We start from the raw sequence: 14,775 nt of genomic DNA on the forward strand, positions 1-14,775 counted from the left end.
TCGGGGCTCCCGGAGCGCCCTGCTCGATATCGAACTCGAGCCTAAGACGTTGAAGAGACCTGTTCCGACCGATCCACGCCCTCCGGCGCAACCGGCATGCTGAACTGAAAGACGGCCCCGCGAGGATCATTGGCGCCCGCCCACATCCGGCCTCCGTGCGCCTCAATAATAGAATGGCAAATAGCGAGCCCCATGCCCATCCCTTCGGACTTGGTGGTGTAAAACGCCTCGAACAGGCGGTCAGCGCTGTTCGGATCGAGTCCTGGACCCGTATCCCGAAAAGTGACCACTACGTTATTCGAGTCATCTCTCCGCGCACTGATCAGTAACTCGCGGTCACCTTCGTTGATCTCGCTCATGGCCTCGATGGCGTTCGTGATCAAATTGAGAATCACCTGCCGGAGCTGGACGCGATCCGCGCGGACGAGCGGCAACGCCTCAGCCCGTCGCGTTTGCACCCATACATCATTTTTCGCAAGTTCCGCGCGAACTAGCGCCAGCACCTCTAAGATCAATTCGTCAATTGCGAGAAGCTCCGTTTGCATAGGAGCCTTATTCATAAGAGCGCGGATCCGACGGATCACGTTCCCTGCACGCATACTGTCACGGACAATCAAACCGAAGGTCTGTCGAACTTCTTCCAGATTTGGCGGCTGAGCACCGAGCCAATTTAGCCCCGCCCCCGCATTACTGCTGATCGCGGCAATCGGCTGGTTGACCTCATGGGCGATTGAGGCGGCCAGCTGTCCCATTGTCGTGATCCGATTGGCGTGTGCCAGCCCCATCAGAGTCTCGCGATACCGTCGTTCGCTTTCACGGGCTTCCGCTTCCGCTCTCTTTCGCTCTGTCAGGTCGAGGACGAAGCCAACACCTTGGTCGTCGCGCGCATCGAAGACGGCGAGGCCAATTAGCACCGGCACGCGGCTGCCATCCTTGCGGACATACTCTTTCTCGAACTGCTGAACAGCTCCGGTCCGTTTTGCTTCTGTTCCAGCATCCAGTGTGCGCTCGTGCCATTCTGGCGGTGTCAGGTCGAGACCGTTCACTCGCCCCGCGACGAGATCCTCTCGGTCGTATCCAACCATCGTGAGGAAGGTTTGATTTGCCTCGATGATCTCGCCTCCTTCGCGGATGATAAATATTCCGATGATGTTAGCGTCGAGTAAGCGCCGGATTTTCGACTCCCGTTGCTGAACTTCGCTGTACAACCGGCTGTTTTCCAGCGCTGTTGCAGCTTGCGAGGCAAGCATTTTCAGCACCGAGTTGCGGGCAGCCGAGAATATGCGCGCGGCGAGATTATTCTCCAGATAAAGTACGCCGATCAGCTTGCCCTGCGTGATCAGTGGCAGGCAAAGAATAGAACGCGCTTTGCGCTCACGGATATACGGATCTTCCGCAAATGAAGCCTCGGCGGCAGCATCTTCGAGAATGACGTTTTCGCGGACACGTAGGACGAAATGCAGCACGGACTCGGGAAGTGCCATCGGAGTTACGGGTTCTTCATTCACCTTTACAAGCAGCGCATCCGCTACCGTTGCGGCTTCCGCCTCGATCCGCGGCTCGCCTCCATGCAGCAGAATTAACAAACCTCGTTCGGCGCCGGCCTGCTCAATGGCAGTCCGCATAAGCGTGTCGATTAGTTTTTGAAGAACCATCTCGCCGGAAATCGCCTGCGACACTTTTGTCACCGTCGCGAGATCAAGATGCTCAACCGGAGCTCCGATCCTCATTCCATTCGCGGCAGGAGTGGTCTCCTCATGGTTGAGATGGGGATTCAGCTCGTCGAGCTGACGCACTTTGCCATCTGCTCCCCAACGAAGGTAGCCGCGCCGCGCGTCCTGCAGGTAAACCCGGGAGATTCTGTCAAAACCGCGCGCAGCATGAAAGCGCGCTGCAAGTTCGCAAGCGATTGCCTCGTGGTGGGCGAAACCGTTACGTGCTGCGGTCTGGATTGAGTGTTCATACAGTCGCATTGCGTCTGTATCGCGGTATTCCCGCCTTGCAATTTCAGCGCCGACCAAGGCGGCCCGATTCTCAAAGTTTTCGGGGCAATTCGTCGCCCATATCTGCAGCTGTCTGTAATGGGCATCAATGATATCCCGATGTTGGTGTTGTTCGCTTTCGCCTGGCTTGTCGCAATAACATGAGTGAGACAGCGCACCATAGAAGTGAAACTCCGCGATCAAGGGCTCTGTCGGCATGGTCCATAATTTGGGCTCCGCCTTGGAGCGAGCATCAACAGCCGCAGCATAATCGCCGGCTAGAAATCGCGCCTGAAGTTTGCGGATCCAGTAGATGGTTTCGCTAGGTGACAGCTCCGGACTGCGTGCCAACGATCGCTCGACGTCTAGCTCGTCAAATTGTTGGTCATCGAAGCAACCGAATGAGCGCGTGAGGCCGCGCATGCTTCGAATGATTGCGAGCTGAGCGGCTACGGTATCAGCAGCAAACTGAACCTTTCTATTCCGTATCGTAGCGAGGCTTTTCTCTATCTCGTTCTGTACCTCTTTCAGGGGATCTCCGGCCATGATCATATTTGAGGTTAGATGAAGCAAGCTGTACGCCTCATAGATGACATCGCCGCTGCTGACCGCAGCTGCGAGCGCTCGCCGAATCAAAACCCGGCCACCTCTTAGGGGCTTCGTCCACGGGATGACGTTGCACCCGAAGGCCAAATAGACGGGAGCCCGAAAACGGGAGAACTCACCGCGATCAACCAGGTCGCAAGCAAGACGACCAAATTTGTCAGCCGCTTGGTAGTCACCGAAGCGCCCGGCCAAGATTCGGCCTAGCCATGCGTAATGGGCGCAAGAAGCATCAGTGTTGCCGTATTCGAGGCTGATGGTGACAGCTCTGCAGATGACCAAAGCGGATAAATTGGCGTCCGTGAAACCTGCGGGCGGAAGAATCCGGGTCAAGACGGCAAGCGTGGCAAGCGTGGTCTGATCTGTCATTGCAGGCAAACTAGCAAGATCCTCGATTGCGTCGGGCAGTTGTGACCACATCCGCTGATATTCGGCTAATGTTTCCTGGTCCGTCGGATGCTGCGACCACTCGATCCCGACGTCGTGAAGATATTCGAGCCCTGTGAGCACTGCCCGCCCGTGCTGACCGAGCGTCAAGTAAAGATCGACCCGCAAACATGCGACCGTTGCTCGCTGGGGCGCGTTCAAGGCGCGCTTCGACAGTACGGACAGGAGGCTCTCTGCAATGTCCAGCTGGCCTACCAAGAATTCGCATTCGGCCCGGCCTGTCTCCAGTGCGAACGCGAGTTCGTGGCGCCTTTGCCAAGAGTGCTCCGCGAGCAGCGCAGCACCGACGGTGAGATATGTGAGTGCCGAGGCGTAGGCCGCCGACGCCCTGGCACGCTGCCCTGCGACTAAATTCAGCTCTGCGAGCTGCTCACGCTCCTGACCGGAGGCAATTAGCGCGACAGCTCGATTGAGTTGGCTGACGATGTCGAAGATAGCCTCTTCGCGTTTGTGCGCAGGGACGTGTGCCGCCAGCATCCTACCGATCCGCAGATGGGCAGAAGCGCGCGAGGATTCTGGCACCAGCAAGTAGGCCGCCTCTTGAACGCGATCGTGGAGGAAGCGGTAGGCTGTTCCGTGGCGCGCGATCAGTTCCTGCCGGATCGCCGGCCACAGGGTCGCGTGCACCTGCTCCTGCGAAATTTCGAGCACGATCGCAAGCTCCGCCGTCCCGGCGATGTTGCCGAAACAGGCCAGCTGTTGCAGCGCGTCCTGCGTTTCCTCGGGCAGGCGGATGAGCTTGCCGAGCATCAGATCCACGACGTTCTCGGTGTACGCTTTTGCGTGAATACGCTCGAGATCCCATCGCCAGCGCGCCGACTCGTGATCGAACGTCAACAGCTGCTCTTCGGCCAGTTCAGAAAGGAATTGAATGGCGAAGAACGGATTACCCATCGTCTTCTGATGCACCAACTTTGCAAGCGGGGCAGCGCGTTTTGGTCCGCAGCGAAGGGTATCCGCGACTAACTGCGCGACATCGTCTGCAGTGAGCGGCGAGAGCGTGATCTCCTCGAAATTTACGTCGGCTCCCCTGATGGAGTCGAGCTTGCGTTTGAGTGGATGGCCTGCATCAAGTTCGTTGCCGCGGTAAGCTCCAATGAGCAGCAGGTGCAGATCCGACTGGGTCAGGAGATCCTCGATCAAGTCGAGCGTTGCGGCATCATGCCACTGCAAATCGTCGAGGAAGAGCACCAAAGGATGGGTTCGCCGGGCGAACACGCCAATAAAGCGACGAAGCACCAGCTGGAAACGAATTTGCGCTTGCCGGGCTGGAAGCTCAGCAACCGCGGGCTGCTCGCCAATGATCAGGCTCAGATCGGGAATCAATTCGGCCATCAGTCGTCCATTCGCGCCGAGCGCCTCCCGGAGCGCTTGCCGCCAGGTGGCGAGTTCGCCCTCACTTTTGCTGAGAAGAGGACGGACAAGACTCTGAAACGTCTGCACTAGCGTCACATAGGGAACGTCGCGCTTCAGTTGGTCGAATTTGCCTGACACCAACTGCCCGCGCGAGGGCACCAGTGCTTTGTGTAGCTCCTGGACGAGCGAAGACTTACCGACGCCGGAGTAACCGGCGACGAGCACCAACCTCGGCGTGCCGCTCTTCACCGCGCGATCGAAAGAGGCAAGCAAAGCCTCGATCTGAAGGGCTCTGCCATAGAGCTTCTCGGGGATGAGCAACCGATCAGGTGTGTCGTCTGTGCCGAGCTCAAACGGGTCGATGCGACCGTGGGTGGCCCATGCTGCGAGACAGTGTTGCAGATCGTGCTCAAGGCCAGCGGCAGTCTGGTAGCGTTCCTCGGCGGTTTTCGCGAGGAGTTTCATCACAATCTGAGATATCGGCTGGGGGAGGTTTTGTGATTTCTCGACGGGCGGTATTGCTTTTCTTGCAATATGACAATGGATCCACTCCAAGGGATCTGAGCCCGTGAACGGCAGCGCGCCGATCAGCATCTGGTAGAATGTCACGCCAAGTGAATAGAGATCACTGCGACAATCGACCGAGCGATTCATTCGTCCGGTCTGTTCGGGCGCCATGTAGGGCAGCGAGCCGGCGATGAACTCGGCAGGCTCAGGCGGCACGCGCTCGCGGGAAAGACGGGAAGCCAGACCAAAACCAGTGAGTCGTACCTGTTCGTCAGGACAATTGACCAGAATGTGAGCGGGTTTCAGGTCCTTGTGGACTAAGCTGTGCCGGTGAAGCTTGCCCACGGCCCTGGCGATACCAACAGCGAGGCGCAGGAAGCGCTTGGGTTCCATACGGACCCCGAGTAAATTTAGCAGTGGCTCGCCGCATGGATCCTCCAGGACCAGCATAGTCCGACCAGCTTCCCGGATCAGTTCCAACGGCCGCACCGCCCATGCCTCGTCTAGCTCCTCCCTCAGCTCATACTCATGGGCGAGGCGGTCGAGCGTCGTTGGGTCTTCCGTGATGGGCCGCACGACAAGCACGACAGCCCTGCTGCCGTGGATTTGCCGGCGCCACGCACGGCAGAACGCGCGATCACCGTCCTCCCACAGGGGCTGGATGTCACTGTCGACATTTGAGCCGAACAGAGTTCGGCTGAGGGGGTCCCGCGGCATTTGCCCGCCCGGTCAATAAGGACTGAGCCGAAACCTGACACATATGGGGCGAGCTTGTGAAGGGACTTCGCAAAACGGCGCGAGTACCGATTAAGGCCGCCAAAGAGTGGACCGCGGCACGCCGAGATGCGACTTACACACCCAATGCGTGGCCCGATCGTGTCGATCCAGCCCAGTCGTGCGCGCCGGCCGGGCCTGCACAGCATCGGCGGCGGGCGCTGCCGACTAGCGCAGTATGTGGGCGAAGGATTGTATTCGATAGAGCGGCTCGTGGCCCGTTACCCGACCACGGCCCACTGCGCGACGTGCAGCAGCGCCCAGATCGCTGTTACCGCTCAAGCAGACAATGACATGTGAAACCTGATCGGTTTGCCCATGATCGGCACAACGCGCGAGGCCATTGGACGCCGGCTTCTGAGCGCTGCATCGGCCTGAGCGTCCGGGCCGCGATGCGCAACGCCATCCCATGAGCCAATTGCGAGATCTCCTGGCGAGAACTGAAGCCCCGAGCGCCACAACCCGGCGCGCGCTATCAGGACCTTAGCGTGCGCCCGGTCCGTCCCGGCGTTATCTGTGAAATGTCGATCCTGCTGTCCCCATGAAACAAGCAGCGCGGCGACACTGAGGTCGCCACCGAGCTAAGGAAGCACAGAGCCTGTGTATCCGACACGATATTGAAGGAGCTCGCCGTGCACAACATTGGACTTGAGGAAGGCTGCCCCTTCGACAACGCCTCTCAGACGCTAGTCACGAGCCTGATTCACGATCGCAGCAGAGACTTCGCTCCAACGAGACGCATCCAATGATGCGGCGGCGCGTTTGGACATTGACCAATAAACGACAACGCCTGATCGAGCGACTTGGGCCAAAGAACTGAAGCAGCTTCTTGGTTGCATGAGCCCCTCGAAATCGGATGTACTAGGGCTGGGAGCGCTCGGTCCATTGCAGCAAGTCGCACAGCTGGACCTTTCCGCCGCTTCGATGGCTACCCCGCGGACATAAGCGGCCGATATTGCTTTTTCGAGCTGAAACCGCACTGGCGCGGTATCAGCTCAGCCTATTCCCCTCGAGGCCGGCACGAAGCTGTCGATCTCCGGGCAGTCCCTAGATCTGAGGTCGATACCGGCCGAGGAATACCGGACGGCAGGGCACTTACGCTGACCGGCGGAATGTCGCTTCCCTGGTTGACTATTGTGCGAACCGCTCTGAATGCGATCAGACGATCAGTGAGCTCGGCGATCGCCTTGCTGATATCTGGCATGTCGAACGACCCTTTCTCACAGAAGCTGGTCCCGAGAATTCACCCACGCTTAACAGCACTGTCGCCAAAGAAGTTTGCTCCACAATCGCCCATGAAGGCGTGCTTCTAAGGCCCGAGGAGAAGCAATATGCTTGTCGAATCGCTGAACATAAACGCCGCAAGGGCGCTCAGGCTAGAAATCCGGCCGACAAGCGGGGTGCCGTTTTCGAGATCGACGTTCACTCCTGGCTCCATGTTGGAGGCGCCATGCAGTGATCGACTCTGAACCACAGCATCAAGGGCAAATCTGCGAGCCACTGCGAGCGAAACCGCGCTCATAACTATTCTCTTCATTGTTGCTCCCATTGATGGAGCAACTGACCCGCGACAAAGGCACCCCTGATGCTCACCGGGCGCCGCATAGGCTCTCGCTGATCGGAATGCCGCTCGCTGCGGTTCGCTGCTTGAACCGCTGTTCAAGAAAGGCGTAAGCTACCCCAAAACCGGTGAAGAGAACTGCAATTAAAATGAAGAACAGCGGAACGCCTTCTTTGCCAATAGATGTACACCGGCATCGTACAACCTGACGCTACGAACGATTCAAGCCCTTCCTGGCCGGTGCGAAGTAGCAGGCAGTCACTACCTACGCTGCCTTGCTGAGCGAGCCTCAGTTTTGCCGCGCTGGTTGCTCCATTCGAGGCAGCGTCACCACGGATGTCCTGGCGATGTGGGGCGAGCCCGACGCGCTTTCTGCTCAACGGAGGGCATCGGGCCGCCCGTAATGACCCTGCCTGAGCCGTAGGCCCTGAGCAAATCGATGAGCTACTGGCAGATCTGACAACAGCTTCAGGTTGACGCTCGGGGCGCGTTTTGTCGTTCCTATGTAGGTCAAAGAGTGGATCTTCAAGGTGCCCGGCACGGACCTGTGATGTCCGCCAATTCTGGTAGGAGAATGATTCTTTCGCTGGATCATCGGTTGTTTGGCTGAAGCAGGAGAGCAAATACTACTGCCTTTTGGCGAACTGGTCCGCAGCTGGACACCGAATGGAGTGTGTCCCGCCTCTCCATTCAGATTACGCCGCCTCATCTTGGGGTGCGAGCCTCGTGAAGGAAGCAACGGCACGAACGCACGTGAGCGCCCCTGCAGCAGCTCGAGTTCGAGCATCTTTACGACAAACATGACGGAAAGGACTTGAATCTGACCTAGCGTCAGGTTGTACGAAGTCGGTGCAAGGTGCTTTCCTCAACCTCGCGAAGAGCAACTCACAGGCGCTCTGAGAAAAAGAAAAGTTCATGTGCTGATGCCGCTGCTACTCGTTCTGATGTCTATTTTCCTTAGTATGGGTGCGATAGTCTACGCCGCTTGCCGATCTCAACGCCGGCGGGATCGGCGCATGCACAGGCACCATAGCGCCAATTCGCTCAGCTCGCGCCCCCGCGTTCAACTACCAAGGCGCCGGGCATTCTGATCCTTCAGCCGCATAATGGGTCGTCCGCTGCAGCCTCATTCGCGAGGCCCAGGCGACACGCGCCGCCATGCTAAAGCGAGCGCCTCAAGTTCTGGAGTCGGTGCTTCTCGATCGCTGCTGATCGTTTGATCGATGCCGCGGGGCCGATCCGACGCGACGGCGGACAGACGCGAAAGGCAGTTCTCGACCAGTCGGGCGGTTTTTGCTAGACTTTCCTGTAATGTATGACGCTGGCGCGAATGGCTGACCCGTCACATACCTGGAAAATCTCAAACTTTGCACTGCGCGAAAGTCCTCGAAAGTTCAATCAAAGGTCGTAGTGAGGCGACGATTCTACTGTAAATCGTACAAGTGAGGCTCTGATCGTGACCAAGCGCTCTGAACCGCGGAAGGAAGCCGCAAATGTCGTAGGGCCGGAGGTCAGGCCGAGCGTCTTCCTCGTCGACGATGACCTCTCAATGCGCGAATCGCTGGTCAACCTATTTCGTTCGATCGGTCTGGATGTCGTTGCTTACGGATCGGCCCGGGAAATGCTCCAGAGCGAGCTCCCTGATGTTCCTAGCTGCCTTGTGCTTGACATCAGGCTGCCGGGATTGAGCGGCCTTGAGCTCCAGAGTGAGTTAGCCAAACTGAAGATTCACATTCCTATTATTTTCATCACCGCTCATGGCGATATTCCGATGACTGTCAAAGCCATGAAGAGTGGAGCAATCGATTTTCTCAGCAAGCCGTTTCGCGATCAGGAACTACTCGATGGCGTAGTCGCAGCTATCGAACAGGATCGGAAGAGACGAGGTGTAGACAAGGTGGTCAGGAGGCTGCAGTCCTTGTTTGAGGCCCTAAGTCCACGAGAGCAGGATGTATTGAAACTAGTCGCCGCCGGCCTATTGAACAAACAGGTAGCTGCGGAACTCGGGCTCGCCGAGATTACAGTCAAAATCTATCGCGGTCACGTGATGAAGAAGATGGGAGCTCGATCGCTGGCCGATTTGATCAGGATGACTGAGAGGCTGGGAATTGGGACCGACCGTTTCAGGGTACAAACCTAGGTATGATTTTACAATTTCGTCGTGCAAGCGCATCCTTCTGCTGGCCGTCATGCTTTCGCCAGCGCCTCCGCCCAACTAAGAACGGGTCGTCTTGTCTAGGTATTCAACTGTTTCCGTTGTCGACGACGATCCTTCGATTCGTGCCGCACTGAACAACCTTTTGAAATCGCAGGGTCACAACGTTCGTACGTTTGCATCGGCTGAGGAATTCTTGCGGTCATCTCAATTGAACGATACGTCCTGTGTCATTGCAGACGTGCAGATGCCCATGATGAGCGGCTTTGAACTTTTGGAACAGATGCGGGCCCAGGGCCACGCTGCGCCATTCATCCTGATGACTGCCTTCGCAGATGATCGCACGCGAGCCCGCGCGTTGAGCGCCGGCGTAACCGGCTTTTTTGCCAAACCCTTTGCCAGCCTGGAGTTGATCGCCTGCGTCGATGAAGCGCTTAGCGAGCATCGTGGTGGAACGAACGCGTGAAAGATGGGGAAGCAGTCTGGACCAAGCCGCACCCGCGCGGCGCTTACGATGTCGATCAATGCGCGATTGCCCGTGCTACCGCGTGCCAGTGGCGATCCTCGCCTTTCGATCTTGCCGCATTCCTGTCGTTGTTGTTGCACTTTCGGCATGTGGTTGAAACACTTCGTCGGGCTCCTGACAAAGCGCCTCTGGTATGATCACGCAATCAGACGAGGCGAGGCCCTCCTCGCTTTAACGAAGGAGCGCCCTACGTTCAGTGCTACGACTGAGCTTAGCGCGAAAGTGCCACGGCACCGGCTTGCCGGCAGTACCTCGTTAGAACAAAGAACTCACCTAAAACTTGTGCGACCGCTCCAGATAGGTCGGGCACCGGAGTTTGTGGGAGGAAAGGCGCGGCGATCGCGGCCAAAATCACGCAGTCGGTCGAAACGATCGGTGCGGAATTCACAAAAGCCACAAAGATCGCATTTTGGCGATGTTGGCTTTCGCAGGATCGAGTGGTGTACGCCAAACTCGCCAACTTGCATTCGCTCCCAGCAACCCTTCGGCGGGCCGAAGCACCGGAAACCTACGCATCCGCTGCGGGGCAACACAAATGCCACTGGTCGAAGCGATTTCAAGCCCACGCCTTTGCTGCCGAACGCATCCACGCCTCTCCGCGCCGGTCCCGGCCAAACGCAAGGCCCAAAGCGGGGCTCTGGACGCGCGATAAGCCGCGCGCCGGGCCAGATCTGCGGCGGCCGTGTCCCTTCTACTCGCCGGGACCGTGAGCGTGAGCATCCAACACACGCTTCCGGCTGGCGGGCTCCGCCGTCGCCGGAGCGCATCGGCCGCTCTGGTCGCGATGAAATTTTTCGGCCCACATACTTCCCGTTTCCAAGCTAACCGCGCAGTATGCGCAAATTCTTCAATCGCGCGCGGCTAAGCAAGTTTGCCCGCGAAGGACGACTTAGCCGGGGCCCTCGCTGGATGGGGACGAAACTACTAAACATAGTAGCTTTGTTCCGCCTGGTTCTCGGGTAAGCCGTTGGAGCTGATTTTCAGACGCCCTACGTAGCCCAAAGGACGCCGAGAGCCGCCGGAACCGTGCGCTCGTGGTCTGCCAATCCTGTACGATGTTGGCCGCCCGCTTGTTCGTCGAGCAGATTTTCTTGTCGAGGAGACGACCACATGGTTGGAGGACACGAGCCGCACAGAATGAAGACAGTCGAAATGCTAGAGTCCAACGTGCGCTCGTACTCACGTTCCTTTCCTGCTGTCTTCAGCAGGGCGCGCGGCTCGATTATGTTCGCAGAGGGTGGCCGAAAGGTCATTGACTTTCTGTCCGGCGCTGGAGCGCTAAATTATGGCCACAACAATCAGGAGATCAAATCGGCAATCAGCGAGTATCTGGAGTCGGACGGGGTCGTCCACGGCTTGGACATGGCCACTCCAGCAAAGATCGAATTCATGGAGACCTTTAGCTCTGTCATCCTTCGTGAACGGAATCTTTCCTACTGCTTTCAGTTTACGGGGCCTACGGGAGCTAACGCTATTGAAGCAGCTCTAAAGCTCTCGCGTAAGATCACAGGACGTCACAACGTCATTTCTTTCACGAATGGATATCACGGCCAAAGTTTGGGAGCCATAGCCGCGAGCGGTAACCGCTTTTACCGCAAAGGCAGCAGCATTCCCTTATCCGGCACAACGTTCATGCCCTATGATGGGTATCTTGGCTCCGCTCACAGTGCGGCGGATTACGTGCGAAAGGTATTAATGGACGAGAGCAGTGGCACTGATCTTCCAGCCGCCATTCTCGTCGAAACCGTGCAAGGAGAGGGAGGCATTAACGTCGCCGGCGAGGAATGGTTGCAGTCAATTCAGGCTTTGGCAAAAGAGGTCGGAGCTATTTTCATAGTTGACGATATCCAAATGGGCTGTGGCCGTACAGGCGAGTTCTTCAGTTTCGAGTTCGCTGCGTTGTCGCCAGACATTGTTGTACTGTCGAAATCGCTGAGTGGGTACGGTTTGCCACTATCGATGCTCCTGATCAAAGAAGCGATTGACGCATGGGAACCAGGCGAGCACACGGGGACGTTTCGAGGAAACAACCTTGCACTCGTCTCTGGCAAAGCGGCTTTGAATCTGTATTGGCGCAACCAGACGTTCTCGCAACAGCTCCGACGATTGGGCGCATTTATGCGGCGTCGACTCGATGCTATCGCGCACCAGCACGGAAACAGGTTTGCTGTTCGTGGACGGGGCATGGTATGCGGATTCGATTGCAAAACGACCGAAATCGCAGAGGCGACGTCACATAGAGCGTTTGAGAAGGGATTGATTATCGAGCGATGCGGACCGACCGATCAGGTTGTAAAGTTCTTGCCTGCACTTACGATCGAGCAAGAAACGTTGGGACAAGGCCTCGACATATTCGAGGAGTCATTGACCGAAACGTTGAATTCAGCCCGAGCAAGCTAAACTTGTAGGCACACGAGAGAAACTGTTGCTAGCGACCGCATCGCCGCACACACCGAAATGGTCAGGAGTTTTGACGCCATGATCATGAAGGTGAAGCCTGAAGGCCAACACTATCTGTGACCCGCCGAGTCGGCTGATGCGCGGAGAACGCCTGCTGCCCTCCTTGATCCACAACACGTGAGTGCGAGCAGCACCTTGACCATAGAACCTCGCAGTCGCGAGCGACTCTGGTCGAGGTGGCTTATCTAAGTTTCCACTCTGAGGTCTGCCGAAGGTGAGCTCGCAGCGGAATGGAGTCAAATGGTGTGGTATGGCTTCTTGGTGGCCACGTGCCCAGCCGCACGGGTGCGGACTTTGTTAGGACCGTAGATTGTGCAGCAGCGATCCAGCCTGAGCCGTTTACAGCACAGGTGCAGCAACAATCACTCCGGCGGCCGGCTTTGCGACGAAAGCCGTCAAGGAACGAGCGGTGGGGGATGTCCCGGGTTCTGTTGAATTTCTGAAGAGGTCGGCGTTGCCACCTTGAGCCGGTAGGCTCGGGGTGCTGATTCCAAAGGAGAGCAACGCCATCACGAGAGATATCACACCGGCTGGTTGGCCGGCGACCGGCGCTGTGGACGAAGCATTTGCGGAAGTGCGGGCGAGTGCCCGAGTTCAGCTATCAGAAGCCCCTATTTGGCGTGAGCGCCTCGGCGGCAAGCGAAGTTGACGGACCAAAGGTCAACTATGCTGGGCCAACCGAAGAAGCCCGACGCATCTGCCGGGTCCGAGATGCGTCGGGCTGAGTGGAAGGCTGAGCGCGACAGTCTTCCTCCCAGAACCGCGTCTGCAAATAGTATGCCGTGCCCGTACTGCTACACCAGTATCTCAAATTAGATATCTGCCCTGCCACAAAGTTCCGCGAGGCATTCAGAGACGCTCAGCCAGCTCCATCTTCAAGGCCTGACTATTCCCGTTCCAAAAACTCCCGCCATCACCTTTCGTTTGGATCAAAAATGAGGCAGAAGAAGCGGACAACGGGCCGCCGGCTCATCAACAACAGATATCTAGATGTTTGACACATTGCTACGCGTGACTGGAACGATCGCCCCGAGCTCGCGCACGACAGAGGCAAACGATCGAGATCTAAGCTTAGATTTCGCGAAAGGTGCGCTCATTGTTTTGGTGATCGTTGGGCACCTAATTCAGTATGTCATCTACCGAGACGACGGGTTTTGGTATTCGCCGTACTACAAATCGATCTATATGTTTCACATGCCGCTCTTTATGGCGATAAGCGGATATCTTTCTTCTCGATCACTGCTGCAAAAGTCGTTCACTCGAGCCGCCAGCGACCGTGCGAAGCAGCTCTTGCTGCCGATGCTGTTTTGGTGGACGTTCATGGAGACAGCTAAGCTGGCCGCATTGTGGCGCGCGCCCAGCCTAACGAGCGGACTTTTGGAATTTGTAGACGATTTCGCTGGCACATACTGGTTCATCTGGGCCACGTTTGTTTCCTACCTTCTCCTCAAGATTTCTACCAGGCTAAACCACCAATCGTGGGTCATATCTGGCTTAGCCATACTGGTCGCACTCGCGCCTCTGACATTCTCCATATCACCCCTGATCAGATTCACTTACCCGTTCTTCTGCTTCGGCTTCTTGCTTGCTCAATCGAGAGAACGATGGACGCGTACATCGCGACATCACAAGCCGCTCCTAATTTTACTTCTCTCGATAGTGACCTGCGTATGCTTTCTAGCTTGGGGCAAGGATACCTATGTCTACAATAATCTTGGGGTAATTCACGATTTTCGGTCGGCTAAAAACGTGCTTCTGATGTTTGTTGGCTCTGCAGCTGCCTCAGCAATCGCTATCGAACTCCTGCTGCAATGCTGGAGCGTTGGCCATTCAAATCGAATTGCCCGGTTTATCGCTGTGGAGTTGGGCCAGACCACGCTGCTACTCTACCTGGTCCAGGGTACCGTGTTCCGTCTCATGGATTTCGTACAGTTCGGAGAACTTTGGGATCTCACGATCCGGTTGATCATCGCGGGTATGCTCGGGGCCGCGATTATTGCGATCGCGCTAACGGTGCGCTCGATTGTTCGCGGCGTTCCATATCTGTCGCAGCTCGTCCTTGGAATGCCGCCACGCTCTGGTCTTCCGCAAGCCAAACCTGCAATGAACTAGCTGTATGCATTTGACGTTTGTACGGCAGGGTATGGCGATAGCATCGGCTTGTGACGCCGCGGGAATGGCGTTCGAGCCCAGATCCGGCGGCGACGGCGTGCCGCCGGTCGAGCCGGTGATCGGCATAAGAGCAACCCCATCGAAGCGTGTATTGATCAGGGTTTGTATGGCACCGGCGAACTCAGCCCATTGCGTCCGTCCAAATAAGATCGACTGTCGTGAGATTAGCTTCGCTGCACCAGTCGTCTAGCCGCCGGGTTTCGACCCAGATCTGGCGATCGAACCTAATCCA

General features: G+C 57.1%; 5 protein-coding genes. 4 read left to right on the forward strand and 1 reads right to left on the reverse strand.

Features of this window, described 5'->3' with window-relative positions:
* Positions 1–41: 41 nt before the first annotated feature.
* Positions 42–5,612, reverse strand: a complete 5,571-nt coding sequence (locus IVA87_RS07380; protein ID WP_247333142.1) for an ATP-binding sensor histidine kinase — start codon at positions 5,610–5,612, stop codon at positions 42–44.
* A gap of 3,074 nt (positions 5,613–8,686) precedes the next feature.
* Here IVA87_RS07380 and IVA87_RS07385 point away from each other — a divergent pair.
* The 4 genes from IVA87_RS07385 (at position 8,687) to nolL (ending at position 14,483) form a co-directional block, all read left to right on the forward strand.
* Positions 8,687–9,370 (forward strand): response regulator transcription factor, encoded by a 684-nt coding sequence (locus IVA87_RS07385; RefSeq protein WP_247333143.1) that lies wholly within the window; start codon positions 8,687–8,689, stop codon positions 9,368–9,370.
* 91 nt (positions 9,371–9,461) lie between these two features.
* Positions 9,462–9,851, forward strand: a complete 390-nt coding sequence (locus IVA87_RS07390; RefSeq protein ID WP_247333144.1) for a response regulator — start codon at positions 9,462–9,464, stop codon at positions 9,849–9,851.
* Between the two features lie 1,197 nt (positions 9,852–11,048).
* A complete protein-coding gene (ectB, locus tag IVA87_RS07395) occupies positions 11,049–12,311 on the forward strand; it encodes a diaminobutyrate--2-oxoglutarate transaminase (protein ID WP_247333145.1) in 1,263 nt (420 codons plus the stop codon).
* 1,050 nt (positions 12,312–13,361) lie between these two features.
* Positions 13,362–14,483, forward strand: coding sequence for a nodulation factor fucose acetyltransferase NolL (gene nolL / locus IVA87_RS07400; protein ID WP_247333146.1), 1,122 nt, complete (start codon positions 13,362–13,364; stop codon positions 14,481–14,483).
* Positions 14,484–14,775: the final 292 nt, after the last annotated feature.

Origin of the sequence: Bradyrhizobium sp. 147, assembly GCF_023073935.1 — a bacterium.
Lineage (GTDB): Bacteria > Pseudomonadota > Alphaproteobacteria > Rhizobiales > Xanthobacteraceae > Bradyrhizobium.

What these genes read in the sequence shown, in the direction of transcription:
- nolL (WP_247333146.1), top strand. Translation starts at nt 13,362, where the DNA reads ATGTTTGACACATTGCTACGCGTGACTGGAACGATCGCCCCGAGCTCG.
- IVA87_RS07380 (WP_247333142.1), bottom strand. Translation starts at nt 5,612, where the DNA reads ATGCCGCGGGACCCCCTCAGCCGAACTCTGTTCGGCTCAAATGTCGAC.
- ectB (WP_247333145.1), top strand. Translation starts at nt 11,049, where the DNA reads ATGAAGACAGTCGAAATGCTAGAGTCCAACGTGCGCTCGTACTCACGT.